The sequence below is a fragment of the Streptomyces sp. NPDC050211 genome, assembly GCF_040656035.1.
Classification (GTDB): Bacteria; Actinomycetota; Actinomycetes; order Streptomycetales; family Streptomycetaceae; genus Streptomyces.
On sequence record NZ_JBFALC010000031.1, the window covers coordinates 73,457 to 95,676 of the forward strand.

Annotated in this window: 18 protein-coding genes and 2 pseudogenes; 8 read left to right on the forward strand and 12 right to left on the reverse strand. The window is 68.2% G+C overall.

Features of this window, described 5'->3' with window-relative positions:
* Positions 1–379 precede the first annotated feature (379 nt).
* Positions 380–994, forward strand: a complete 615-nt coding sequence (locus AB0I98_RS27685; RefSeq protein ID WP_362946435.1) for a hypothetical protein — start codon at positions 380–382, stop codon at positions 992–994.
* A 680-nt stretch (positions 995–1,674) separates the two neighbouring features.
* Here the strand turns inward: AB0I98_RS27685 and AB0I98_RS27690 are convergent.
* From AB0I98_RS27690 to AB0I98_RS27715, 6 genes are all read right to left on the reverse strand, one after another.
* Positions 1,675–2,580, reverse strand: a complete 906-nt coding sequence (locus tag AB0I98_RS27690; RefSeq protein ID WP_362946437.1) for a S8 family serine peptidase — start codon at positions 2,578–2,580, stop codon at positions 1,675–1,677.
* 156 nt (positions 2,581–2,736) lie between these two features.
* Positions 2,737–4,131, reverse strand: coding sequence for an FAD-dependent oxidoreductase (locus AB0I98_RS27695; protein ID WP_362946440.1), 1,395 nt, complete (start codon positions 4,129–4,131; stop codon positions 2,737–2,739).
* Positions 4,124–5,347 carry an MAB_1171c family putative transporter gene (locus AB0I98_RS27700; RefSeq protein WP_362946443.1) on the reverse strand — a complete coding sequence of 408 codons (1,224 nt, stop codon included), beginning with the start codon at positions 5,345–5,347 and terminating at the stop codon, positions 4,124–4,126. Before AB0I98_RS27700 ends, AB0I98_RS27695 begins: the two co-directional genes overlap by 8 nt.
* A gap of 102 nt (positions 5,348–5,449) precedes the next feature.
* Complete coding sequence (locus AB0I98_RS27705) at positions 5,450–6,643, reverse strand: MAB_1171c family putative transporter (protein WP_362946445.1); 1,194 nt, start codon at positions 6,641–6,643, stop codon at positions 5,450–5,452.
* Entirely contained in the window at positions 6,643–7,251 is a 609-nt protein-coding gene (locus tag AB0I98_RS27710) for a toxin (RefSeq protein WP_362946447.1), read from the reverse strand. Before AB0I98_RS27710 ends, AB0I98_RS27705 begins: the two co-directional genes overlap by 1 nt.
* Positions 7,248–7,859, reverse strand: coding sequence for a hypothetical protein (locus AB0I98_RS27715; protein ID WP_362946450.1), 612 nt, complete (start codon positions 7,857–7,859; stop codon positions 7,248–7,250). The genes AB0I98_RS27710 and AB0I98_RS27715 overlap by 4 nt, the downstream gene beginning before the upstream one ends.
* A gap of 734 nt (positions 7,860–8,593) precedes the next feature.
* Between AB0I98_RS27715 and AB0I98_RS27720 the strand changes: the two genes are divergently transcribed.
* Positions 8,594–8,890 carry a hypothetical protein gene (locus AB0I98_RS27720; RefSeq protein WP_362946452.1) on the forward strand — a complete coding sequence of 99 codons (297 nt, stop codon included), beginning with the start codon at positions 8,594–8,596 and terminating at the stop codon, positions 8,888–8,890.
* A complete protein-coding gene (locus AB0I98_RS27725; RefSeq protein WP_362946454.1) occupies positions 8,887–9,597 on the forward strand; it encodes a class I SAM-dependent methyltransferase in 711 nt (236 codons plus the stop codon). Before AB0I98_RS27720 ends, AB0I98_RS27725 begins: the two co-directional genes overlap by 4 nt.
* Positions 9,598–9,835: 238 nt before the next feature.
* Here the strand turns inward: AB0I98_RS27725 and AB0I98_RS27730 are convergent, their stop codons facing one another.
* Positions 9,836–9,988: a hypothetical protein gene (locus AB0I98_RS27730; protein ID WP_362946457.1), complete on the reverse strand. Its 153-nt coding sequence runs from the start codon at positions 9,986–9,988 to the stop codon at positions 9,836–9,838.
* A gap of 161 nt (positions 9,989–10,149) precedes the next feature.
* Between AB0I98_RS27730 and AB0I98_RS27735 the strand changes: the two genes are divergently transcribed.
* Together AB0I98_RS27735 and AB0I98_RS27740 are read left to right on the forward strand one after the other, a co-directional pair.
* Complete coding sequence (locus tag AB0I98_RS27735) at positions 10,150–10,296, forward strand: hypothetical protein (protein ID WP_362946459.1); 147 nt, start codon at positions 10,150–10,152, stop codon at positions 10,294–10,296.
* Positions 10,297–10,372: 76 nt separating this feature from the next.
* Positions 10,373–13,444 (forward strand): BTAD domain-containing putative transcriptional regulator, encoded by a 3,072-nt coding sequence (locus tag AB0I98_RS27740; RefSeq protein WP_362946461.1) that lies wholly within the window; start codon positions 10,373–10,375, stop codon positions 13,442–13,444.
* Here the strand turns inward: AB0I98_RS27740 and AB0I98_RS27745 are convergent.
* The 4 genes and pseudogenes from AB0I98_RS27745 to AB0I98_RS27760 form a co-directional block, all read right to left on the reverse strand.
* The gene (locus tag AB0I98_RS27745; protein WP_362946463.1) at positions 13,431–13,562 is read right to left on the reverse strand and encodes a hypothetical protein; all 132 of its coding nucleotides are present in this window, start codon (positions 13,560–13,562) and stop codon (positions 13,431–13,433) included. The two genes, AB0I98_RS27740 and AB0I98_RS27745, sit on opposite strands and share 14 nt — an antisense overlap.
* Before the next feature lie 109 nt (positions 13,563–13,671).
* Positions 13,672–14,085, reverse strand: coding sequence for a hypothetical protein (locus AB0I98_RS27750; protein WP_362946465.1), 414 nt, complete (start codon positions 14,083–14,085; stop codon positions 13,672–13,674).
* Entirely contained in the window at positions 14,082–14,519 is a 438-nt protein-coding gene (locus tag AB0I98_RS27755; RefSeq protein ID WP_362946468.1) for a hypothetical protein, read from the reverse strand. The genes AB0I98_RS27750 and AB0I98_RS27755 overlap by 4 nt, the downstream gene beginning before the upstream one ends.
* A 570-nt stretch (positions 14,520–15,089) precedes the next feature.
* A pseudogene (locus AB0I98_RS27760) lies at positions 15,090–15,786 on the reverse strand (transposase); the annotation flags it as partial.
* A 34-nt stretch (positions 15,787–15,820) separates the two neighbouring features.
* On the opposite strand from AB0I98_RS27760, the pseudogene AB0I98_RS27765 reads away from it, so the two are divergent.
* From AB0I98_RS27765 to AB0I98_RS27775, 3 genes and pseudogenes are all read left to right on the forward strand, one after another.
* Positions 15,821–16,156: pseudogene (locus AB0I98_RS27765) on the forward strand (ISAzo13 family transposase); the annotation flags it as partial.
* A 61-nt stretch (positions 16,157–16,217) separates the two neighbouring features.
* The gene (locus AB0I98_RS27770) at positions 16,218–16,340 is read left to right on the forward strand and encodes a hypothetical protein (RefSeq protein ID WP_362946471.1); all 123 of its coding nucleotides are present in this window, start codon (positions 16,218–16,220) and stop codon (positions 16,338–16,340) included.
* A gap of 86 nt (positions 16,341–16,426) precedes the next feature.
* Positions 16,427–17,032, forward strand: coding sequence for a class I SAM-dependent methyltransferase (locus AB0I98_RS27775; RefSeq protein ID WP_362946529.1), 606 nt, complete (start codon positions 16,427–16,429; stop codon positions 17,030–17,032).
* Between the two features lie 86 nt (positions 17,033–17,118).
* Here the strand turns inward: AB0I98_RS27775 and mobF are convergent, their stop codons facing one another.
* Positions 17,119–21,552 carry a MobF family relaxase gene (gene mobF, locus AB0I98_RS27780; RefSeq protein WP_362946474.1) on the reverse strand — a complete coding sequence of 1,478 codons (4,434 nt, stop codon included), beginning with the start codon at positions 21,550–21,552 and terminating at the stop codon, positions 17,119–17,121.
* Positions 21,553–22,220 lie beyond the last annotated feature (668 nt).

Consider the following 22,220-nt stretch of genomic DNA (forward strand, 5'->3'; position numbering starts at 1 on the left):
ATCATTGAGGGGTCCCCGGCACCGGATCCCAACAGCCGGTGACGCTGCGGCACTCGGGCCGCCCACGACAAAGCCGTGGGGCGGCCCTGCGCATACCGCAGTCAACTGCACACCGTGCGGGGCAGAACAGCCGCCGACTTCAGCGGACCCACGTACCCAGCACGCGAACTGGGAATTGGCCCAGTGGCAGATGCCTCTGGCCTGATAATCCCGCTCCGCAGATCCACCGACACCGTCAGTGATCGTGTTGAGGGAGGGGGGAGGATGCCGACCACACCAACCGCCTGCCAGCCGAGGCAGACACGCACGAGGGCCGAACGTCAGGCTCGACCGCACGCATCCGCACTGTGCGCGATGCCAGGGCGGGAGGACTGACACCATGGGCAGCACCGGTGCCTCCCGGCGCATCGGCGGCCTCTTCCGCAGCCGCGCCCTCGACGACAAAACACCCAGGCGCCGTCGTTCCTTCGACGACGACATCCGTCGGGCCCGCAAGATCTTCCGTTCAGACCTCTGCCTGCGCCCAGGCGCCACCCTTCAGGAACTCGTCGAAGCCGTCGCCGAACTCAACCAGCGCCCGATCCGGGTCGATGAGCGAGACCTCGATCCCTCCCTGGGCGGAATGTGCCTGCACGGGCCCACCGAGGACCGCATCATCGTCGGCCGCGACAACACCGAATGGCAGCAGCACCGCGTCAAGGTCCACGAGATCGGACACCTTCTGCCCGGCATGACCTGCGGTACGGACGACTGCCTGGTCAGCGGACACGGCCAGGTCCGCGGCAGCGAACTCGACCCGCAAACGCTCGCCAACCAGCTGACGACGCTGTCCCCGGACCTCGTGCACGACGTGCTCAACGCGTCCCGGCCGGTCAAACTTCGCGCCACCCACGACAACACCGAGGAGCTGGCAGTCGAGGCCTGGGCCACCGTCGTGCCACGGCTGCTGGCCCCGCCCGGAGATGTGAAATGGGCTGGTCAGCGAGGGTGGTGACGTGGCAGAGCCCCTCGTCGTTGGCGTGGTGATCTCACTCATCACACCGGCGGGCACTTCGCCCGGGTTTAGACATGGCCCTCGCGAGGCGGAGGCCCTGAGCCAACTAACCGTCGCCTTAGGAAGATCCCCTCCCTTAGGCGATCCCATGTTCGTCCCTGTCGTACGTCCTAGCGTGATTTAGGTGCCTCATTCATCTCCTTGAATGCCCTCGCTGGGCATCGCTCCACACTCCGGAGGTTGCGTCGGCCACTGGCATCAAGCCACGGCAACATCCTGCACTCGGCGAATCTGCCCGCTCTCGCGATCGACATTGCGACGCTGCTGTGTGTAGGGCACGCCCACTACATTCGCGCATGTTGGTATACGCGGCGAGCACGTCGCCCTTGGCGTCCTGGTCCGGGTCAGCGGATGCCGGGGCGGAGGACGGGGACGTGGAGTCCTTCTTGTCTTCGGATCCGCAGCCGGCCAGGGGGACGGCGGCGGTGAAGGCGAGGACGGTGCCGGCGATGCGGAGGGGCACGGAACGGGTGGTGGTGGACGGCGCCATGGGCGAATCCCCCTTCAGTCTCGAGTTCGGGCGCTGGCGTGATGTTCACGCGGCGGGCGTGCGGGGAGCGGTGCTCCTGTGCGGCGTCCGTGTTCGCGTGGAGATCACGTCAGGCCAGGACCCGGCGAGCCTACGACTGCGGTGGGCAGGCAGGCGTCGCGTTCCGGCCGCCGTGGCCGTGCAGCTGGCGACGAAGTGACCAGCCAGGATGCGGGCGGGCTGAGCCGCACGGACCTGTTCCGGTCGGACGAGCGCGCTTTGCCCGAGCTGCGCCGTACACGGGACATGCGCTTGGACGAGGCCGGATCCGGCCGGCAGAACCGGTCGTGTACCGGCCCGAGTTGGTGCGGATTGGGCCGCTCCCTGGTGCAACGCGAACTCCCCCTCGCGGTCGAGGACCCGCGTCTCCCACAACGCGATCAGTCCGTGGCCAATTCTGGTGGGGCCCAGTGAGGGCTGCCAGGTCCGGTTTTTTGCCGTTCTTGTCGTGAGCTCCCACAGCGATCACGCCAGGCAGGGCTGCCGACTCGTCGACGGCTATGGATCCCCTGTTGCCTGAGCCTGCGACGAGCACCACGTCATGGGCCTGTGCGTAGGCGATTGTTGCGCGACCGTCGCTCAGGGGCTTGCCGCTCTCGTTGCCGAAGGACATGTTGATGACCTTCGAGCCCTGGTCCACGGCATAGCGCATCGCGGCGGCCCAGGTCTCGTCGTGCATGGGGTCCTTGTCCGTGCGGAGGGTCCGCAGGGGCAGGATCTTTGCCTTCGGAGCGAGGCCCATCATGCCGGAGGCGTTGTCGGTGCCATGGCCATGTGCAGCGATGATGCTGGCCATGGCTGTTTCGTGTCCCATGAGGTCTTCGTGCGGTTTGCCTGCGCCGGTGAAGTCCTTGCCTTCCAGAACGTGGCCTGCCAGGTCAGGGTGCCGGGTGTCGACGCCGGAGTCGACCACCGCAACGGTGACACCCTCTCCCTGGGATTGGGCCCACACGTCTTCGACTGCGAAGGCATCCAATACCCATTGCTGGTCCGTCACATAGTCAGCCGATGCGGTCGGGGCTGACGTGAGGAGCAGTGTTCCTGTCAGCGCCATGACACCCGTCGCGGACCAAGAACGCCTGCCACTCAAGTCTTTGCTTTCCTCACTCTGAAAGCCGGCCTCGCTGGCTGCTGTGTCATGAGTGCCGGGCACTCAGGAGGTGGCGGTCTTGCGCTCGGCTTCACTCAGGGGCGGGCCCTGCAATTGCGGTTTCCTCGGGCCGAACAGCATCGGGAGGAGCATGTCGGGCGAGAACAGCCGGGTGGCAGGCTTCTCCAGGCTCATTACGTCCAGCAGAGCGCCGAGGGCGCGGGGGTTGGCGGCGCCTGTCTCGACCGCGCGGTCGACGAACCGGGCGAGGAACCGCTCCATGGCGGTGGGCTGGGTGTTGGTGGCGCCCGGATAGAGGGCGTCTTGTCCCACGGCCAGGTCCCAGGCGGCGCCGACAGGGCGGGCCGCGGCTCGTTGGAGGCGTCGTGCGGTGCCTGGGGCGGTGAGTTGTGTGGTGCGCAGGATCTCGCGCATGGCGAGGGCGCATTGTGCGGCGACAGTGAGGCCGTGGCCGTAGACGGGGTTGTAGCTGGCGATGGCGTCGCCGAGCACGACGAAACCGTCGGGCCAGTGCTTGGACTTCTCGTAGTGGCGGCGGTGGTTGGCCGTGGAGCGGGTGGTGGCGACGTCGCCGAGCGGTTCGGCGTCCTTGAGGAGTTCGCCGATGACGGGGTCGCCGAGGCCGAGCGCGAAGTCGATGAAGGCGTCGGGGTCGTTGGTGGGCTCGCCGCCGCGGGTGCCGCAGAGGGTGACGATCCACTGGCTGTCTTCGATGGGCAGGATGATGCCGCCTTGGCCGGGGGCTTTGGCGGGGTTGGCCTGGACGTTGATGAGCGGAAATCCGTTGTCCGCGGTGCTGTGGGGGGCGCGGAAGAGGCGGGTGGCGTAGACGAGGCCGGCGTCGACTTGGCGTTCGGTGACTTTCGGCAGTCCGAGCTGGTCGAGCCACTGCGGTGTGCGGGAGCCGCGGCCCGAGGCGTCGATGACGAGGTCGGCCCTGAGGGTTTGGTCGCTGTCACCGCTACGGACGCGCAGTCCCGTAATGCGGGCGGCGTCGCCCTCCAGCTCGAGCGCGGTGGTGTTCTGGAGGAGAGTGAGGCGCTCTTCCGTGCGGAGGCGCTCGCGCAGAACTGCGTCCAGCAGATTGCGGGAGCAGACGAGGTTGCGGTGGTGGGTGGACAGGAAGCGCCGGAACCAGACTTCGTTGGGGGCCCGGGAGACCATGTCGCCCATGATGTGGACCAGGCGTCCGCCGCGGGCGACGACGTCGTCGACGACGCCGGGCAGCAGGTCGTTGAAGGCTGTGACGCCGCCGCTCCAGACGAGGTGGGCGTGCCGGGCCTGCGGGACGCCGCGGCGGGCTATGGGACCATCGGGCAGCTGGTCGCGTTCGACGACGGTGACGTCCGCGAACTCGGCAAGAGCGGCGGCGGCGAACAGACCCGTCGCGCTGGCTCCGATGACGACGGCGGTGGGGCGGCGGGTGCGGTCAGACATGGGTGCTTGCACCTTCTCCGGAGGCCATCCGCTGCCGGATGGCCTCGATAGTGCGCGGCCGGTGGAACGCGCAGGCGATTGCTTCGAGTTCGTCCGGTCCATTGCCGACACGAAAGGTTGCCGTGCCGCAGACGTGGTCATCGTGATTGTCCTTGGCAAGGGGTGCAGGGGAGGCGCCGCGGCAGGCGTCGAGAGCGTCACGTATGGCGACGGCGCCAGCGATGCCTCCTGCCTCGTCGACCTGGCTGCCTGCGGCGAGCGCCTCCGAGTATGCCCGCCGGTGCAGTTCAGGTGAGAGGAAGGGCGTAAGGCGAAGCAGGCCATCATGGATGCGCTGCTGGCGCTGCATGAGGCGCAGGTCGACCGGGGCGAGCCTGCCGACGCGGGCGCGCGCGGCGGATGGGGCTACGTCTCGGATAGCCCGAGCAAGCGGTCGCAGCCGTCGGTAGGTGCGCTGGTCTCGGGTCCACTTCTGCAGGAACGGGCCGCCCTGGGGGAGGATAAATCCAATGCCGACGAGACTCGCATCGAGGATCGCGAAGGGCGGCGCCACGCGGGTGGACAGCCAGTCCCAGTTCGCCCCGGCCCAGCGGGCGCTGATGGCCATCAGTTTCGCGACGTCGAAGACGAGGCCAAAGGCGTAGCCGGCCTGGAGGAAGACGAGCCCGGCTTTGAGCCAGGCGGAGTTCACCTTCGGGATCCATTTCCAGATCATGTAGGCGGCTACGAGCGCGGAGACCATGTGCGCGCCGATGTACAGCAGGATGTGCTCGCGCATCCAAGGCTCGCTGGCGTAATACGTGTCGAGGTCGTAGATGCGTTCGCTGGGAACGTCGGCGAGGAGGAAAGTGATCCACAGTGCGGCGATGATGCTCAAGTAGATCAGCCAAATGCCGCGGATCCTTGCGCGGCGGCGCGCAGAGGGCTTGTCCCGCCAGGTGATGACCATGGTCAGGCAGGAGGCGCAGAAGGCCGTCAGGAGCGAGTACACCCAGGCCGCCGCGATGTTCGGCACCCCTGTCACCGTATTGATCCGGTGGATACTCGCGGGCGCCACCGACACGAACACCGCGGAGGCCAGCAGCAGCAAGAGGGTCGTTGCTCGTACGTCCGGGTCCTTCCAGGCTCGGACGAACGTGGAGGCCTTGAGGCTGAGCGCCACGCCCAGGAGAACGATCGGCAGGGTGTAGGGGATGTGGAAGCTGCTGAGGTTCATCGCCGCTTCTACCCGTTCTCCCCGCCGGTGGCAACGGCGGCCCCGGTGAGCGTGTCGGCAGCGCACAGCCCCCTCGCGGCGGCGGTCCAGCGAATGGCGGCGCTACAGGGCATGTGCATCAACGCCTTCTGTGTTGGTCACCCGCAGGTGGATGCTGTCGACGAGGCGGGGGTGGTGAAGGGCCCGGGAGATGGCGTCGATGTGCTCGGGGATGTCGGTACCGAGCTGGTCAGCCGTGGAGCTCGCCGGGAAGGAGATCTGGCTGCGGTGGGCGTTGATGGCTGCTCGGATGATGACGGCGCCGGCCACGCCGCGCGCCTTCTCGGGGGTGTGGGCCGATGCCGCGTGTTGTACTTTCTGGTACAGGTCCCGGTCGAGGTGGGGGGCCAGGACGCGTAGCGCGTCGTGGATGCACTGTTGACGTTGCACCAGGCGGAGGTCCAACGGCACCCAGAGCCCGAGCCGGGCCTGGGCTGCGGCCGGTGTGACGTCGCGGACGGCCCGCCACAGGGGGCGTAGCTGCCAGTATTCGCGCCGGTCGCGGGTCCACTTCTGCAGGGCGGGTCCGGCCACGGGGACGATGAATCCAGTGGCTACCAGGGTGGCGCCGAGAATCGCGAAGGGCGGAGCGACCTTGACGCTGAGCCAGTCCCAGTTCTTTCCGGCCCACCGTGCGCCGACGGCGACGAGTTTGGCGACGTCGAAGAGGATCCCGAAGAGGTAGCCGACTTGGAGGAAGGCGAGTCCGGCCTTGAGCCACCGTGAGTTTACCTCGGACACCCAGGTCCAGATCATCCATGCTGAGACGAGCGTCGATACCAGGTAGGTGAGCAGGTACAGCACGATGTGCTCGCGCATGAACGGCGTGTTCGCGTAGTAGGTGTCGAGGTCGTAGATCCGCTCCTCCGGCACGTCGGCCAGGAGGAACGTGAGCCACAGGGCAGTGACGGCGAGGGCGTGAATCGCCCAGACCCATCGGATGCGTCGGCGGCGTTGCGGTGACGGTTGCTCGCGCCAACTTATGATCATGACGAGGCAGGCGCCGCAGAACCCGGTGAGCAGTGAATACGTCCAGGGTGCCGCGATGTTCGGCACGCCCGTCACCGTGTTGATCTTGTGGATGCTGGCGGGGGCGACGGACAGGAAGACGGCTGACGCCCACAGCAGGACGATCCACGTCGCGCGGGCTTCTGAGTCTCTCCAGGAGCGGAGGAAGGTCGGTAACTTGGCCACGAGCCCGGCCAGCAGCAGTGCGGTGGGCAGGGCGTAGGGCAGGTGGATGTCGGTGATGTCCATCAGAGGATGCGGCCGCCTCGGTTGAGGAGGGAGATGTTGATGCGTCCCTCGACGGTCGCGGCGCTGACCGGTCCTTGCGCGTAGCGGCCCTTGATCCAGGTGCGTACTTCACGGCCGAAGAGCAGGCCGAAGGTCTCCGCGTCCACCTCGTGTTCCTCGGCGGATTGTGCCCGGGCTGCAACGGTGAGGATGGCTTCGCGGGGAACTTCGTGTGCGTCGAGGATCTGTTCGATGGCCCGGCGGATGGTGTCGGGGTGCTGCTCGGCCGTGAGTGTGCGGGCGGCTGCGGGCAGGCCGGCCACGTGATGTCCTCTGTCTTCTTCCTCCTCGTGCCACAGTTCGTGGCCGAGGATTACCAGTTGCGCCTCTGGTGCGGTGGCTTCCTCGACAACGATGATGGAACGGGCTCCGAGATCCAGGCGCGCGCCCGATACTCCGAGGTCCGGCGGGAAGGCGCTGATTTTGAGCGTGATGGGCCGGCCTTTGCGGACGCTCATGGCGCGGCAGAACTCCTCCATGACGTCCTGGGGTTCAGCGGGCCGCTGAAGCGATTTCGATGCTTCCCTTCCCAGGGCGCTCAACAGCGACTTCATCGCTTTGATGCTCATTGCTTGGTGTCTCCCTCCTGAGGCAGCACCGACCGCAGGACTCCTTCCAGGATGCGCTCCAGCTGTTCACGCGACAGGGAGCCGTGCAGCCGCAGATCGGTGCTCTTGACGCCGTATCGGTCCAGCAGGGCTGCCACGGGGTCCGGCTCGGGGCTCTCCAGACGTTTCACCTCGGGCAGCAGCACCCGGTTGAGCGCTTCGTCGGCCGGGGCCGTGAAGAATGACTCGCCGCCCTCGACGGCGAAGAACCCCACCAGGTGGTGCAGGAGTTCGACGTTGGGCACTTTCTTGCCATCGCAGACCGAGCGCGCCCAGACTTCGGAGATCCCCAAGCGTTCGGAGATCTCAGTGGCGAGGTCCGACATACGTTTGCCGGTGCGGGAAAGATACGCGGTGCTGAGCGCCTGCATGCGGGTGCCGACTCGTTCGTTGACCGTGTCGGCCGGCGGCTTGCGGCCGTTGAGCATGCGGCGGATGGTGCTTTCCGGCAGAGCCGTCCTGGCGGCCAGAATCTGCGGGTCGAGGAAATCCGATCGATTCAAGCCTCGCTCACGGATGAGCTCGCCCAGGCGCTGAAGCGTCTCTGGCAGTGCGGTGTGCGGCTCCAACGCTGTACTCCCTGGGGGCCCGGGGGGCGGCTCTCTTGGGCGTGCATGGCAGCGTACGCGCAACCCCGCCCACATTTCAACGATCGTTTATTGGCCACATGTGATCGTTAACAACACCGACGTAAGCCCCGGACAGGGATATACGGGTGCCATACACACCCGTCGGGCGATACCGCGCAGCTAGCATCCGTCACTAAACGATCGTTTGACAGCCGAAAACTATCGTTGACACAAGGTGTTTGCGCGTAGCAATATCGCCGAACAGCGGAGCCGAAGCGTCCGACTACGCGGCGTGATCCCCTGCGCTCATGCCGACTCCGTCTCGAACGCATCCACGGGAGGTCCACTCATGCACGTGCCACACAGACCGGACGAACACCGCCTCGCCGGGCTCCGCCCTTGTCTGTGTGACCTGCGAGAACCCTTTCAGACACTCCCGGCCGCCCACCTATCTCCCTAGCCGGGACGGCCGGGAGTCCGGGCGGGGGCCGGTCCAGCTTCCCAACCTCTTCGGACCGGCTCTCGCCCACACTCCAGCGACCCGCGGTTGCCCCGCCTGCGGGCGCCCGCCACGCGTCCCGTCCGCGTATGCGCCGGAGTCACCGAGCGGTCAGGCCGCGCGGAAGGCAGCGCGTCATGCGGTATCCGCCCCACGCCGCAGACGGAGATCCGAGGCCTGCCTGCCCTCTCCGCATCACACTCGCGCCGCGCTATCCCGCAGCAAGGAGGCGCTCATGAGCACTCCAGACGCACACCCGAACGCACGCTGGCGCGGAAACCCGGCGTGGCCAGCGGAGCACACTGGCTCGGCGGCCAGCGGGGCCATGGCCGAGTCAGCCCGCCCGTGCGAGGAGCAGCTCCCCGTGCTCGAGCCGCAGGCCGCCCTGTCCGCACTTCCGACACCGCCGGACAAGCCCTCACCGGTGAACCTGTTCGGCGTACCGGCAGGCGAAGTAGTCGATCCCCGTTTCGACTTGAAGCGCCTACGCCGGGTCCGCTGCACCGAAGAACCGCCGGAGACCACACCATGACCGCTGCCGCCCCGAGAAGCTGCAGGCTGTCGGCCGACGACTGGAATGAATGGGCCGCAACGGCCCCGACGACCGCAGTCAGTCCCGCGGAATCCGAGCACTTCCATCAGCGCGTAGGCCCGCGCGCCGGCATGACCGCCATCGATCTCGCGTGCGGCACAGGCCAATGGACACAGCAACTGGCCGCCTGGGGCATGGCGGTGACCGGTTACGACTTCTCCGATCAGGCACTGCGGCAGGCCGAAGCCGAAGGACTGCGGGAAGGCCTCGCGTACGCGCTCTGGGACATCGTGGCCGACCCCATCCCCACCGAACTGCGTCCCGGCACGTTGGATCTCGTGACCTGCCGCTACGGCCTGCCCTATCTGGAACCCGGTCGGCTGCTCACAGACGTGGGGCGATGGCTGAAGCCCGACGGCGTGTTCTACGCAATCGTTCACGTCGGCGCGGACCCTGAACGCCGCAACCGCACTGGGTGGCAGGTCCACGACAGCAGCACCGGCACGGCAGCATTTCACCAACCGATGGGACTCACCGACAAGCAGCTCACGGAACTCGGTGCCGGATGGGTCCGGCGCGAAGTCCACCAACTCGGCCACCAGCAAAAAGCGATCGTCCTGAGCGGATACGGCCGCACGCCGGCGCCCAGCTCCGAACCGGTTGAGTTCCGACGTCTCGCTGGCGCGATCGCCGCCACATACCCCTGACGAGCACTCATGCACACGGCCAGCCCATACGGAGAGCCATCACCGCGTCGGCCCTGGATGACCGGGTGGGCCCCCACGGCAAAGGAGATGCTGTGAACCCGCAGCAGGCAACTGCCCCCGCCTACACCGACGACGATGGCCTCAAGCTCCACACGCTGATGACGGAGCTACTGTCCATGAGTCCGTGGACTGACTGTCACCGCCGCGCTCTCCGCCCTTCTCAACACCCCACCCTCGCCTACGCGGGAGACGGCGATCCGCCCGCCGGCAGCTGCTCGAACGTGGACATCTGCGTCGGCGCCGGCACCGATGGCAACGGCGGCGGCTCCGGAAGCTCCAGCAGCGGCGGCTCCTCCGGCACGGGCAGCGGCGGCGGCAAGGGTGACGGCATGTGCAAGCTCACCGACGACACCGAGATCCCTGCCCGCCGGGCTACATCTACAACCCCAAGGGCCCACAGCCGACACCTTCGACCTCAGCCGCACCACAGCCGCCCAGCACCTCAGCTTCGCCCGCGGCGCCCACTATTGCATCGGCGCACCACTCGGCCACATGACCGCCACGATCGCGCTCGACACCCTGTTCACCCACTTCGACGTCGCCGCTCACGACCTGGACGGGCTCACCCCGGAGCAGAGGTACGCCTCCAACTCATTCCAGTCGCTGCCCGTCACCCTCACCGCGCTCGCACCAGTGTAGGACGACGCCCTGATCCTATGATCCGCATGCACACGGAGGGCTTGCTTCGTTGATGCCACACGGGAGAGGTTTGCGGATGGCGAGTATCGACGGTGACGGTCTGCGGTTCAACGTTCTGGGTCCGCTCGAGGCTTGGGCCGACGGTGTCCGGCTCGAACTCGGCGGCCCGATCCAGCGCCGGGTCCTGGCCACCCTGCTGCTCGACGCCGGTCACATGCTGCCCGTACCGCGGCTTATGGAGGCCGCGTGGGGTGAGGATCCACCCGCCACGGGCGCCCATCAGATCCGTAAGAGCGTGGCTAATCTGCGCCGCCGGATTCCCGAGGGCGGTCAGGTACTCGTCACTGACGGATCAGGCTACACCGCTGTGGTGACGCCGGCCCAGCTGGACCTGCATGAGTTCACCGGCCGGCTGGACCAGTGCAAGGAGCTGGCCGCGAGCGGGCAGCCGCGGGAGGCGGCCGAGGCGCTGCGGGCCGGACTTGCGCTGTGGCGCGGCCCGGCGCTGTCGGGGCTGGACGGCCTGGTGATTGAGGCCGCCACGGTGCTGCTGGAGGAGCGGCACATGGCCGCCGTGGAGCGGTACTTCGAGCTGCGGCTGTCGCTCGGCGAGACCGCGGAGCTGGTCAGCGAACTGCGCGGCCACGTCGGACGGTTCCCGCTGCGCGAGACGCTGTGTGGCCAGCTGATGCTTGCGCTGTATCGCTCCGGACGCCGCGCGGAGGCCCTGGACGAGTACGGCAAAGTCCGGGAACGCCTGGTCGAGAAGCTGGGGATCGACCCCGGCCCGGCGCTGGGCCGGCTGTACGAGGACATGCTGCGCGAGCACCCCTCACTGGCGGCGCCCGCCCCCCTCGAGCCGCCGTCGAAGGCCGCCCCGCCGGCGCCGCCGACCGCCGCGCCCGCCGATCCGCCCCGCAACCTTCCCTACGACCTGGCCGACTTCGTCGGCCGGGAGCGGGAGCTGAGACAGATCACGGCGAGCGCGCGCAAGCAGGGCCAGCGCACCCGCATCGTGGCCCTCGACGGGATGGGCGGCTCCGGCAAGACCTCGCTGGCCGTACGCGCCGCCCATCAGCTCGCCGACGAGTTCCCCGACGGGCAGCTCTACATCGACCTGCGCGGCCACACCCCCGACGAACAACCGGTCACCACGGCCACCGCGCTGGAGATCCTGCTGCGCGACGCGCGTGTCCCGGAGGAGCGCATCCCCGACGACTTACCGGGACGGGCGGCGGTGTGGCAGTCGGAGCTGTCCGGGAAGCGGATGCTGATCCTGCTGGACAACGCCGTGGACGTCGCCGTGGTGATCGGCCTGCTGCCGAGATCCCCCGGCTGTCTGGTGATTGTTACCAGTCGGGCCCGACTGCTGGACCTGGACGGCGCGAAGTGGATCTCCATCGGCGTGATGGCGCCTGAGGAGAGCACGAGCCTCGTCGCGGAGGTCCTCGGCGCCGAGCGGACCGCCGCCGAGCCGCCGGAGGCCGCCGAGCTGGTCCGACTCTGCGGCCACCTCCCACTGGCGCTGCGGATCGCCGCCGCGCGGCTACGCAACCGGCCGTCGTGGTCGCTGCGCTACATGGTCGAGCGGCTGCGCGACGAGACGTACAAGCTGGACGAGCTCAACTCCGGCGAGCGTGGCGTGGCCACCACCCTGCGCCTGTCCTACCAGGGACTGACCGCCGACTGCCGCTCCGCGTTCCTACTGCTGTCCTTCCACCCCGGCCGGGCCGTCGACGTCTTCTCCGCCGCCGCCCTGCTCGGACTCGACGTCCGCGAGACCGAGGACCGGCTGGAGAAACTGCTGGACGCGCACCTGCTTCAACAGCCGGAGGTGGGTCTGTACGTGTACCACGACCTGGTACGCAGCTTCGCCCGTAGCCTGGACGACCGGATGCCAACGAAGAACGGACCGGCCGCCGCCATGCGGCTGGTCGACTACTATCTGGCGGCCACCGAAGCGGCCTGCGCGGTTCTCTTCCCCGGCCGCAGCGAACGCCCCACCGGGCTGCCCCGGTCGGCCGCTTCGCTGCCGCGCTTCTCCCAGGCCGACGACGCGCAGGCGTGGTTCGCGCGGGAGGACGCCACCCTTGTCTCGGTCATCGGCCTCGCCGAGCGAGAATCCCTGGACCGGCACGTGGTGTTCCTCATCCGCAACCTGGCCTTTTACCTCAACCTCCGGGGCAGCCTGCAGGAGTTCGCGCGGGTAAGCCGCACCGCGGTGGCCGCCGCCCGCCGGATCGGCGATGCCGGGCTGCTCAGCATTTGCCTCTCCAATTTGGGTGTGGCCTGCTGGAAGCTGGGCCTGCAGGACGAGGGCGTCAGCGCGGCGCGTGAGGGCCGGGATCTGGCGGTGGCCGCGGACGACCGCCCCACCCAGGCGCACAGCGAAGGCGCCCTCGGTCTGCACGAGAGCATGCGAGGGCAGTTCGATCAGGCGCTGGGCCATCTGGAGGCGGCCGTCGCCCTGGAGCGCGAACTGGGTACGCCCCGCGCGGAGGCCGAGAGCCTCACCGTGCTGAGCGCGCTGTACGAGCAGTGGGGCCGTTACGAGGAGGCCGCCGACACCGCCCGGCGGGCCATCGCGCTGATCCGGCAGACCGGCCGGCACGAGACAGCACTCGTCGCCCTCACCGACCTCGCGCTGGCGCAGGTCGGGATGGGCGACCTGGCGGCGGCCGAGAGTTCCCTGGGCGAGGCTCGGGCGATGTACGACGAACGGACGGACCCCGGCCAGGCCGCGGTCACCCTGGCCCTGTCGGCGATACTCGCCCATCACCGCGGGGATGCCAAGGTCTGCGGGGAACACACCGACCAGGCACAGATCCTGGTCGAGCGGAGTACGTCACCGCTGCGCCAGGCCAAGGTGAAGAACATGCTCGGCCGGCTGTTCGGAGCCTGCGGTGACCACGACAAGGCGCTGTCCCTGCACGTACAGGCGTACCAGGTGGCGTCGGCCATCGGCTACCGGATGGAGGAGGCCCACGCGCTGAGCGGGATGGCGATGGCGGCCCGTGCCCGGGGCGACGAGTTGACGGCGGTCACCCACCGGGCCGCGGCGGAGGTACTGTTCACGGATCTCGGCGTCCCCGAGAGCCGACGTCGTGCCCCGGAGCCTTTTCAGGTCGCAGGGTTCACCGCACGATGATCGTGGGGCCCTTGTCCTCGGCGAGCGGGTGGTGGCCGTTGCCGTCGTGGTGGACGGCGCCGGCGACGGCGATGACAGCGGCGGCGGCGGCGATCAGAACGGCGATCCTGCGTCCCATGGTGTCTCCCTGGTAGGTCGTGCCTGTTGGTGAGACCACAATGCGGGTGGTCGGTCCCGGATCGTTCCCGCACCGGTGCCCCGCTCCGGTAACGAGGCATCCGCGCAGGTCAGGTGTGGTCGATCTGGAACGCGACGATGCGCGGACCGGCCTCGGTGAGAGCGACCTCGGTGACGGCGCGACCGGTTTGGTGCCCGGTGAGGTCGAGCGCGGCGCGTACGACCGAGCGCACGGCGGCCAGCTCTTCGGCGGACAGGCCAGCGAGGGGAACGCCTGCACCGTGCGGGCCCGACGCGGTCACCACGACGACGTCGTGCATGCCGTTCTCGGTCATTGTCTCGACGTGGAACGACCGTCCGGCGTGCCGGGAGTGCTCCTCGACGGACGCGTGCTCGCCCCGGGCCCACTCATCGGTGTCGATCAACTCGTCCAGCAGGTCGGACGGCCGGGAGTTGGGGGCGGGGGACGGCCGGTACCACCGCCGCCGCAGAGACCTGAGCCCGAGGACTACGAAGTGTCTCACGACCACACCTGACCAGCCGTGGCCGCCCGCCAGTCCGCGAGTTCGGGTACGGCGGCCACGATCGCGGCCACCACACTCCCGGCCTCGCTGGTCGGGTAGGAGTGGTTGTCGGGCAGCAGCGTCACGCCGAACCCCGCGCCGGCGCAGCGTTCCCACCCGGCAACGTCGGAGGCTGGCGTGACACCGTCTCCGGTCCCGCCGAACACGTGCAGAGGGACGGTGAGCACGGGCAGGTCGGGCACGAGGTAGTCATCGGCGTGGACTAGGTCCTTTCGAATGCCGTCCATGAGGTCCTTCACGAAGTCGGGGTACTCCAGCAGCTCGGGTCTCAGCCCCGCGTTCGCGTTCAGCCGGGCGAGGTGTTCGCCGTCGTCCTTGTCGCCGATGCGCTCACGCGGGGGAACGTGCGGGGCCCGGACACCCGAGATCAGCACCGCCAGGCGAGTTCCACACCTTCCGGGAGGTGTCCGTGCCAGCTGTTGAACGCTCCGGCCCCACCTCCCGACTGCGGCACGGCGATCAGGCGCACATCCGGCACTCCGACACTGTGCCGCCCAATGATCCATCGGTTGCGCACCTTCACACTTATGCCCCCCTTTTCTGGTCGCCCGGTCGGCCCGCTTCGCCTCGGACCGGCCGCGCACGCATCGTCCACGACACGAGAACGCTCTCGCGTCCGCCACCGCTCCACCAGGAACCCGACCGGCAGCCCACCGGCAACCTGCCGGGACGCCGCCTGCACATGGGCAGCGCGATTACCCAAAACGCTCGCCCCCCGTCGGCGTACACACTTACCTCCGCGCCGACCCGCCAGCCAACTCCATCCAGCCAGAATCCAGACTCGGTCACGCACTGAGGTTCCCCCGTCATGCGGCAGGTGCTGATCAGCTGGTCAACAGGGGTTGATGGGTGTTCAGATTCGTTGGTTCGGCCGTCGCCTGCTCGGCGTGGGTCTGTCAAACGAGCGGCTCTGTTCCGTAGTCGGTGGTGACGGTGCGTTCTCCCTATTGCAGGAGGATGCGGTGGCGGAGGAGGTCGAATCGTGCTCGGCCGTGCATCTGCCGCATGATCTTCTTTGTGCGGGTGTTGACGCCTTCGGTGCGGCCGTTGTGGTGGGGCAGGGTGAGGCCGGCGTTCACAGCGGCGCGGTCGAGTTCGAGGCCGTTGCAGAAGCTGTGCAGGTGGGGCAGGTGGGCGGTGCGGACTGTGGTGATCCACTGGCTGAGCTTGTCGTGGTTGGCCTGGGCCGGGGTCAGGAGTGCGGCGAACTCGCCGGTGAGTCGGGCGAGTGCGGTCATCTCCGGGCAGGCCGCAGTGAGGAGGCCGAGCAGGTCGGTGTCCTTGGTCCGCAGGCGTTCGGGGTGGGTGAGCAGGAGCCGGGCGAGGCGGCCGGGGGTTGTCACGGGGCGGTCGCCTTCGGCCCGGCCCTGGTTGACGTAGCGGACCAGCAGGTTGGCACTGCCGGTGTAGCCCAGTTCCCTGATCTCGTGCAGGAGGTGGGTGACGGGGACGGCCGGGTTGCCGGACCGGCGCTGGCGCAGGTGGTCGCGGTAGGGGTCGACCAGGGTGGGCCGGTAGCGGGGGGCGATGCGATCGGCGGGCGGTTCGGGGATGCGGGCGTAGCTTGACGGTGTTCAGGGCGAGGTTCAGTCTGCGGGAGCAGTCGAGCAGGCCGACGCCGGAGCCGATCAGGGCGTGAATGCAGGTGGAGGACCACAGCTTCTACTTCATCGGCCCCGACGTCGAGGTAGCAATACCCTTCGGCATCTACGATCTGGCCCACGACAGCGGCTGGGTGAACGTCGGCACCGATCACGACACCTCGGTTTTCGCCGTCGAGTCGATCCGCCGCTGGTGGCGGGTCCGTGGCCAGGTGGACTACCCGGACGCGGACCGGTTGTTGATCACCGCGGACTGCGGAGGGTCCAACAGCTACCGCTACCGGTTATGGAAGGCCGAACTCGCCACGTTCGCCGCCCAGATGGGTCTCACGGTGACCGTCTGTCACTTTCCGCCGGGCACCTCGAAGTGGAACAACTTCGAGCATCGGCTGTTCTCACACATCACCATGGGATGACGTCGAGTCCGAGGTATGTGACGTCATCACCACCGGCATGGTCGCGCTCATGCGAATGAACCCCGATGCAGAGGCCGTGTTCGCACGGCACATGGCCCGCATCGCCGCTCGGGACCTGGTGGACCGGGGCGAGACTGCCGATGCTCGGACCGGCTCGACGACGGGACAGCAGAGTTGAACACGCACACGGTGAACACGCAGACCTGGGTCCGCTACGGCCAGATGCAACTCGACCGGGGATATATGCCACCGGTTCCCGAGCAGATGAAGTGGGGGTTCTGGGACGGCGTCGGACCGGGGACCGATGCGCTCGGACCCCTCCGTGGAAAGCGGCTACTGGCCTTCGGATCAGGACCTGGGCATCAGGCCGTGCACCTCGCACGCGACCATGGCGCCCTGGTAGACGCAGTCGAACTGTCGCCCACCCAGCATCAGCGGGCTGTCCGGCAATTCAGCGCAGTGCCTGGCGTCCAGTTCGTGAACGCCGACGTCGTTGAGCACCTCCGTACCGCCAAGCCGTACGACACGGCCTACGCGATCGGAACCCTCGCGTGCAACGACCCTCACTACCTCCTGCCGGCGCTCCGGCACGGGCTCATCGAGGGCGGACGGCTGGTCTTCTCCGCACTGCACACCAACCTCCACGGACACGGTCCTTCCTCCGTGGTCGCACCTCGGCAGGAGATGATCCGGATTCGCGGCCAGGAGCCGATCCCTGTGCACATGTGGGTCTTGACGCCCCAGCTCTGGGAAGACGTGCTGGTCGACTACGCATTTCGCGTGGAGGCGATCGACCTATTGCGCGCTCCCGAGTCCGACAACCCCGTCGTCGTACAACTCGTCCGAGCCCGCCGGGCCACGCGCACATAGGCAATCCGATCCACCCTCGGCCCCGTTCGACGGTGCCTTGCGGACCAGTCGACGCGTCATCCGGGGAAGCCTCGCCAGGCTGTCTTCTACATCGTTGGCGTGTCCGGGGCAGCCTCCGGAGGCTGATCGGGATGCGAGAACTCCGCCGTAGTGCGGCTGGCGTAGGGCGATTCCGGCTTCGCGGCGCAGGGCGTCGAGGGCTTTCCAGCATCGGCCCTCCGCCGTCCATCTTGAGTCCGATGCGTGATCTCCTCTTGGAGACCGGACGCTCGGTGTTCAGCACCGCGAGAGGTGCTCCGCGCCGTGACTGCATCCGCTCGGAGGCGCTTGGCGCTTTGGTTGTCCTTCTCCTGGGCTCGTCGCCGGAGTGCGAGCTTGTCTGGCTCGGACATGTTCGCCTCGATGAGCACGGCGTCGAACTCATCGGCGGGACCTGCGGACGCGGGCGCCTCGCGGAGTCTCCCATTCAACTGCTCCAGCTCACGCACGGCCTGTTCGTACCCATGGACAAGTTCGCCACGGTCGGCTTCGACTGTGCTCCTGGCATCCCCGCGCAACACTGGTCGCCCGAATCGACCGGTGGCGGTCAGCTGTTGTTGGAGCCTTTCAACACGTTCCTCGACGCCGCGTAGATCAGCGGTCCGTTCGGCGACAACCCCCCTCAGCGCTTGAACTTCACAGATCGCGGCAGCGCGGTGGGCAATGTCCTGCTGGCGACGGTCGAGCGCGAGGACGTTCGGGCCGGTTCCGGCGGCGACTTGTTGTTCGGCGCGGTCGGCTACCGTCTCCGCCTTCTCGGCCGCCGTCCTGGTGGCGCGCGCGGCCGTGGCCGCCTTGCGCGCAGCGTCGCGAAGGGTCGCGTTGCTGAGATGTGCGTACGGACGGTCAGCCGTCGGCGCGGTATCCGGTGCTGAGGCCGGCGTCGTGGGCCGCTCGGTGGTACTCGGGGTGTGCCGTTCGTCGGGCTCCGGCGCGTCCTCGGGGCCTTCCGCCTCGTAAGGGCCACCGGTTCCGGGAGCGTGCGGGGTCGGTAGATCGGCTACCGCCTGCCGGATGTGGGCGGGGACCACGTTCTTCGGGAGTTCGGTGAGGATCATGCGTTCCTCGGTGCCGCTCTCGATCTCGCGGATGAGGCCCGCGACAGCGCGGTCAAGCTGTTCCTGCTCGGTGAGGGCGTCGCCTCCACGGGCGCGGTCGGCGTCGGATTCGTAGACGGACAGCGGCAGGAATAGGTGGGACTCCTTCTTGTCCCGGCTCATCATCGTGTAGAGCGCATTCGCCTGCGCGCCGGGGCCGTAGACCAGGGCCTCTTGGACGCTCAGGCCCTGGGATTTGTGGCCGGTGATCGCGTACCCGAGGCTGAGTCCTCCTTGCGCGATGTAGTCGGCGTCGACCCATTCGGCTACGTCTCGGTGGCCGTCGGCGGTCTTCTCACGCCACTCGACAAGGACCTGGCGCTCCTCATCGACGGCGCGAACGATTCCGCGGTAACCGTTCAGTACATCCTCGTTCTCACCGCGGCTTCGCTTGCCCCGGTAGTCGTTGGTCCGAAGGAGGACCTGGTCCCCGACGGACAGCGTCAGTTCGCCACCGCCGGGGAGAGCGTAGACGTGTTCCGGGCCGGTGAAGTTACCGCTCGCCATCCGCAGGGCGCGGGCCCCGACGTTCAGTTCCTCCACGATCTCGTTGGTGGCGGCCAGCATGAGGAGCTGCTGTACGGCGGTGTGGTCGTCGGTGTACTCGGCGCGCTTGTCGGCCCAGACGGTGAGCATCGCGGCGAGGGTGGCGTCCTTGTCCGCGAGGGCGTGTACGCGGCCGGTTCCGGCGAAGGTACGGAGCGCTTCCACGCGGCTGTCGTCGCGCCACAGTTCCAGTGCCCGGCGCTCGACCAAGTCCTTCTGCCGGAAGTTCTCGCTGAGGCTGAGTCCGCCAACGATGTGGTGCACGGCGGCGAAGGACCCGCCGATGCCGGGCGAGTGCAACTGCTTGGGGTCACCGATGCCGACGACCTTCGTTCCGGTTTCCGCAGCGTGGGTGAGGAGTTCGGCGATGTCGCGGTCATCGCACATGGCGGCTTCGTCCACGACCAGCACGTCAACGCCCGTGAGGCCGGGGCCGCCGTTTCGGATGCCGGTGAGCCAGGACGCGAGGGTGCGGGACTCGATGCCCGCCTCCGCCTTCAGGTTCGCGGCGGCGACGGCGGCCGTGCTCGCGCCGGCAATGACAAGACCGTGGGCCCCCCATGCCTGCCGGGCGGTGTCCATGATCGTGGTCTTGCCCGATCCGGCGATGCCCTCCACCGAGTCGATCCCGTGCCCGGCCGTGAGCAGTCGTTCGAGGACGGCGCGCTGTTCGTCGGAGAACGCGAAGCTGCCGCCGTGCTGGGCCTCGACGGTGGACAGGGTCATGTCGACCGTGTCGCGGCTGACGACGGCGGCCTGCTTGTTGAGCCGGTTCGTGGCCTCGGCGACGATCAGCGTTTCCGCGGCCACGATGTCCGCCGTCGTGTACCGGTCGGCGTGCGTGAAGTGCTGGGCGCCCTTCGGGTTCAGCTGAACCGCGTAACCGGCGTGGCGGAGGACGGAAGTGGTGAGCTGTTCGGCCTCCTCGGCGTTCGCGACTCCGTACGGAAGGGCATCCAGCACAGCGGCGATGGCGGCGGCGTGGGTGAACTCCTTGGAGTGGCTGGTCAAGCCGGTCTTCGGGTCGAAGACCTGGGCGCACAGCTCGTCCAGACCAGGGTTCTGATCCGCTCGGTCCTGCTCCATCGCGCTGGCTGCGATGGCCTCGGGATCGTCACCGGCAGCGCGGCCTTCGGCCTGCCAGTAGGCGCGAAGAACGTCGTCCCCGACTCCGGCGGCTTCGACGTTCTTCGCGGCCTTGGACGCGGTGGAGGCGGCGGTGCGCTCGCGGGTCGTGGCGCTGTCGTAGTCGATGCCCAGCTTCGTCAGCAGGTCCCGGACCTGGCTGTCACGCTTGCTGAACAGGCGGATCGTGCCCTCGGGAATCGCCGCGATCTCCCACGCGCCGGTCCGCTCCTCGCGGCGGAAGCTGATGCCGAAGGTGTCGGTCAGCTCCCTGCGGATACGGGCGTTCATGAGGGACTGTGTGGCGCGGGTGTGCCGGTGGAGGTCGCGGCCCCCGCTGGCCATGGTGGACCACTTGCCGTCGGTGCCCTTGACCATGTTGGCCAGGGTGAAGTGCAGGTGGAAGTGGGGGTCGCCGTACGGGGCGCCGTCCACGGGCCTGGCGGCGCGGTGCACCATCATCCAGCCGGAGAACCCGCTCGTCTTCACGGTCTCGGCCTCGTCGCCGTCGCCGTGGTGGCCGCGCATGGCGTACGCGGTCCAGTGCTCCAGGGCGCTGATGGACTCGCGGCCGGCGGAGGTATAGATGCCCTCCACCTGGGCGGCGATCTCTTCCGGGGCGTAGGCGAGGAACGCGCTCTTCGACTTCGCGAGGTCCAAGGTGACGTCGGCGCCGAAGTTGCCGACCTGCACGCGGCCTTCGAGGAGGGCGGCTTTGATCTCCTCGGCGTCCCACACGTCCTCGAGCGCGAGTCCTGCCGCCTTGGCCATGGCGACGGCTGCACGGACGTCCATGGGCAGATCCCGAAGCCGTCGTTCGCCCTCGCCCGCGGTCTGGATGTACCGGCGCTTCATGGACGCAGCGGTGAACAGGTCGGCGGGCTGCTGTCCGATCTCGGTAGCGCGCGCCTCGACGGCGCGCAGGAGTGCGCGGGCGTCGAGGTGGCCACCCGTCTCGGCGGCCACGGCCTTCTCCAATGTGTCTTCGCCGTACAGGTCGACGGCGTCGATGCCGACGGCGTCGGCGAGTTTGAGCAGGGTGGAGGCGGGGATGCGGTGCGATTCACCGAACCGCTTGAGCTGGTTCTCCATCCTGCGGAAGGCGTCCTGCTTGCGCTTGGAGTCCAGCAGCGTCAGGGGGTTCACGCTGCGTTCGGCGGCGGCACGGCGGATGGCGCGAGCCAGCGGGGCGGCGGGGAGCTTGGCGGTCGGCGCGATGGCGAGCTTGGGTTCTACGAGGGTCTGCCCGGTCCGGGGGTCCTCGCCGTGCATGAGGCGGCGGGCGGCCTGGAAGTGCTCGGGGGCGAGGACGCTGCCGGGGGTGATGTCGAACTCGGTGAGGCCGTTGCCGATCCACAGCAGGGGGCGTTCGCTGGCGTCCAGGTGGTAGTCCACCTGTCCGTCGGCGGCCCTTGGAGGAAGGGCCTGTTCGCCGTAGAGGTCGCAGGCTTCGAGTCCGGCTGCGGCAGCGACTTCGACGGCGTCGTACCCTGTGAACCGCGCCGTGCCCTTGCTGCGGATGAGCCCGCGGGCGCGGAAGAAGGCGCGCTTGGCCTCGCGGGAGCCGAGCAGGGACGCGACGGGGGCACCGGCCGCTTCGGCCTTGGCCTCGATGGCGGCGACGAGAGGGGCAGCGTCGACCGTGGTGGACTTCCCGCAGCCGTGACCGCCGGTAAGGCGGTACTCAACCTGCTCGTCGGACGGGCCGATCATGGTCGTCCACCCCACCGGCCCGCTCACCCCCTGCTTCCGTTCAGTCAGATCCGGTCATCTTGGCTGATTGTATCGTCACGGAGTGACGATACCTTGGTCCTCAAGATTCAAGATCGGCTGGAACTTGCGGGTTCCGTTCCGGATTACTGTCCGGTCGCGGCTGACCTTGCACAGGTCAGCCGCGACCGTGCATCTGAGGCTGTACAGGCCAGTTGGATCTTGCACTGAGCGTCGGCGAAGTCGGAATGCAAGGGGTCACGGTCGGCCGGATGATGGCTATGTGAGGTGATCGTGATGAGCAAGTCGAGTAGCAGCAAGAACGGTGGGCGGTCGAGCAGCCGACGCACTGCGATGACCCCGCAGGCGGCCTCTCGTGTGCAGTCCTCTGCTGCGAAGAATCCGTCGGGGCGGTCAGCGCGCACCGGCTGGGCACAGCGGGCCCAGTCGGCCGCCGCGACGTCGCCGGACGGCGACTCGAAGCACACCTCGTCGTGAGCCACGCCGTTGATGCCGAAGTAGCGCGCGAGATCGGCCCGCTCGCCGAAAATGCAAGGTAGAACTACACAACACAACCGCGGCGCCGATGGTGCGGGGGACTTTTCACCTCGCTGGTCACGACCGCCGACGGGTGCAGCCGCCAGCCGCACCGGACAATTACAGAGAACCTC

What these genes read in the sequence shown, in the direction of transcription:
- AB0I98_RS27685 (WP_362946435.1), top strand. Translation starts at nt 380, where the DNA reads ATGGGCAGCACCGGTGCCTCCCGGCGCATCGGCGGCCTCTTCCGCAGC.
- AB0I98_RS27695 (WP_362946440.1), bottom strand. Translation starts at nt 4,131, where the DNA reads ATGTCTGACCGCACCCGCCGCCCCACCGCCGTCGTCATCGGAGCCAGC.
- AB0I98_RS27700 (WP_362946443.1), bottom strand. Translation starts at nt 5,347, where the DNA reads ATGAACCTCAGCAGCTTCCACATCCCCTACACCCTGCCGATCGTTCTC.
- AB0I98_RS27705 (WP_362946445.1), bottom strand. Translation starts at nt 6,643, where the DNA reads ATGGACATCACCGACATCCACCTGCCCTACGCCCTGCCCACCGCACTG.
- AB0I98_RS27710 (WP_362946447.1), bottom strand. Translation starts at nt 7,251, where the DNA reads ATGAGCATCAAAGCGATGAAGTCGCTGTTGAGCGCCCTGGGAAGGGAA.
- AB0I98_RS27720 (WP_362946452.1), top strand. Translation starts at nt 8,594, where the DNA reads ATGAGCACTCCAGACGCACACCCGAACGCACGCTGGCGCGGAAACCCG.
- AB0I98_RS27725 (WP_362946454.1), top strand. Translation starts at nt 8,887, where the DNA reads ATGACCGCTGCCGCCCCGAGAAGCTGCAGGCTGTCGGCCGACGACTGG.
- AB0I98_RS27730 (WP_362946457.1), bottom strand. Translation starts at nt 9,988, where the DNA reads ATGCCGTCACCCTTGCCGCCGCCGCTGCCCGTGCCGGAGGAGCCGCCG.
- AB0I98_RS27735 (WP_362946459.1), top strand. Translation starts at nt 10,150, where the DNA reads ATGACCGCCACGATCGCGCTCGACACCCTGTTCACCCACTTCGACGTC.
- AB0I98_RS27740 (WP_362946461.1), top strand. Translation starts at nt 10,373, where the DNA reads ATGGCGAGTATCGACGGTGACGGTCTGCGGTTCAACGTTCTGGGTCCG.
- AB0I98_RS27745 (WP_362946463.1), bottom strand. Translation starts at nt 13,562, where the DNA reads ATGGGACGCAGGATCGCCGTTCTGATCGCCGCCGCCGCCGCTGTCATC.
- AB0I98_RS27770 (WP_362946471.1), top strand. Translation starts at nt 16,218, where the DNA reads ATGAACCCCGATGCAGAGGCCGTGTTCGCACGGCACATGGCCCGCATC.
- AB0I98_RS27775 (WP_362946529.1), top strand. Translation starts at nt 16,427, where the DNA reads ATGAAGTGGGGGTTCTGGGACGGCGTCGGACCGGGGACCGATGCGCTC.
- mobF (WP_362946474.1), bottom strand. Translation starts at nt 21,552, where the DNA reads ATGATCGGCCCGTCCGACGAGCAGGTTGAGTACCGCCTTACCGGCGGT.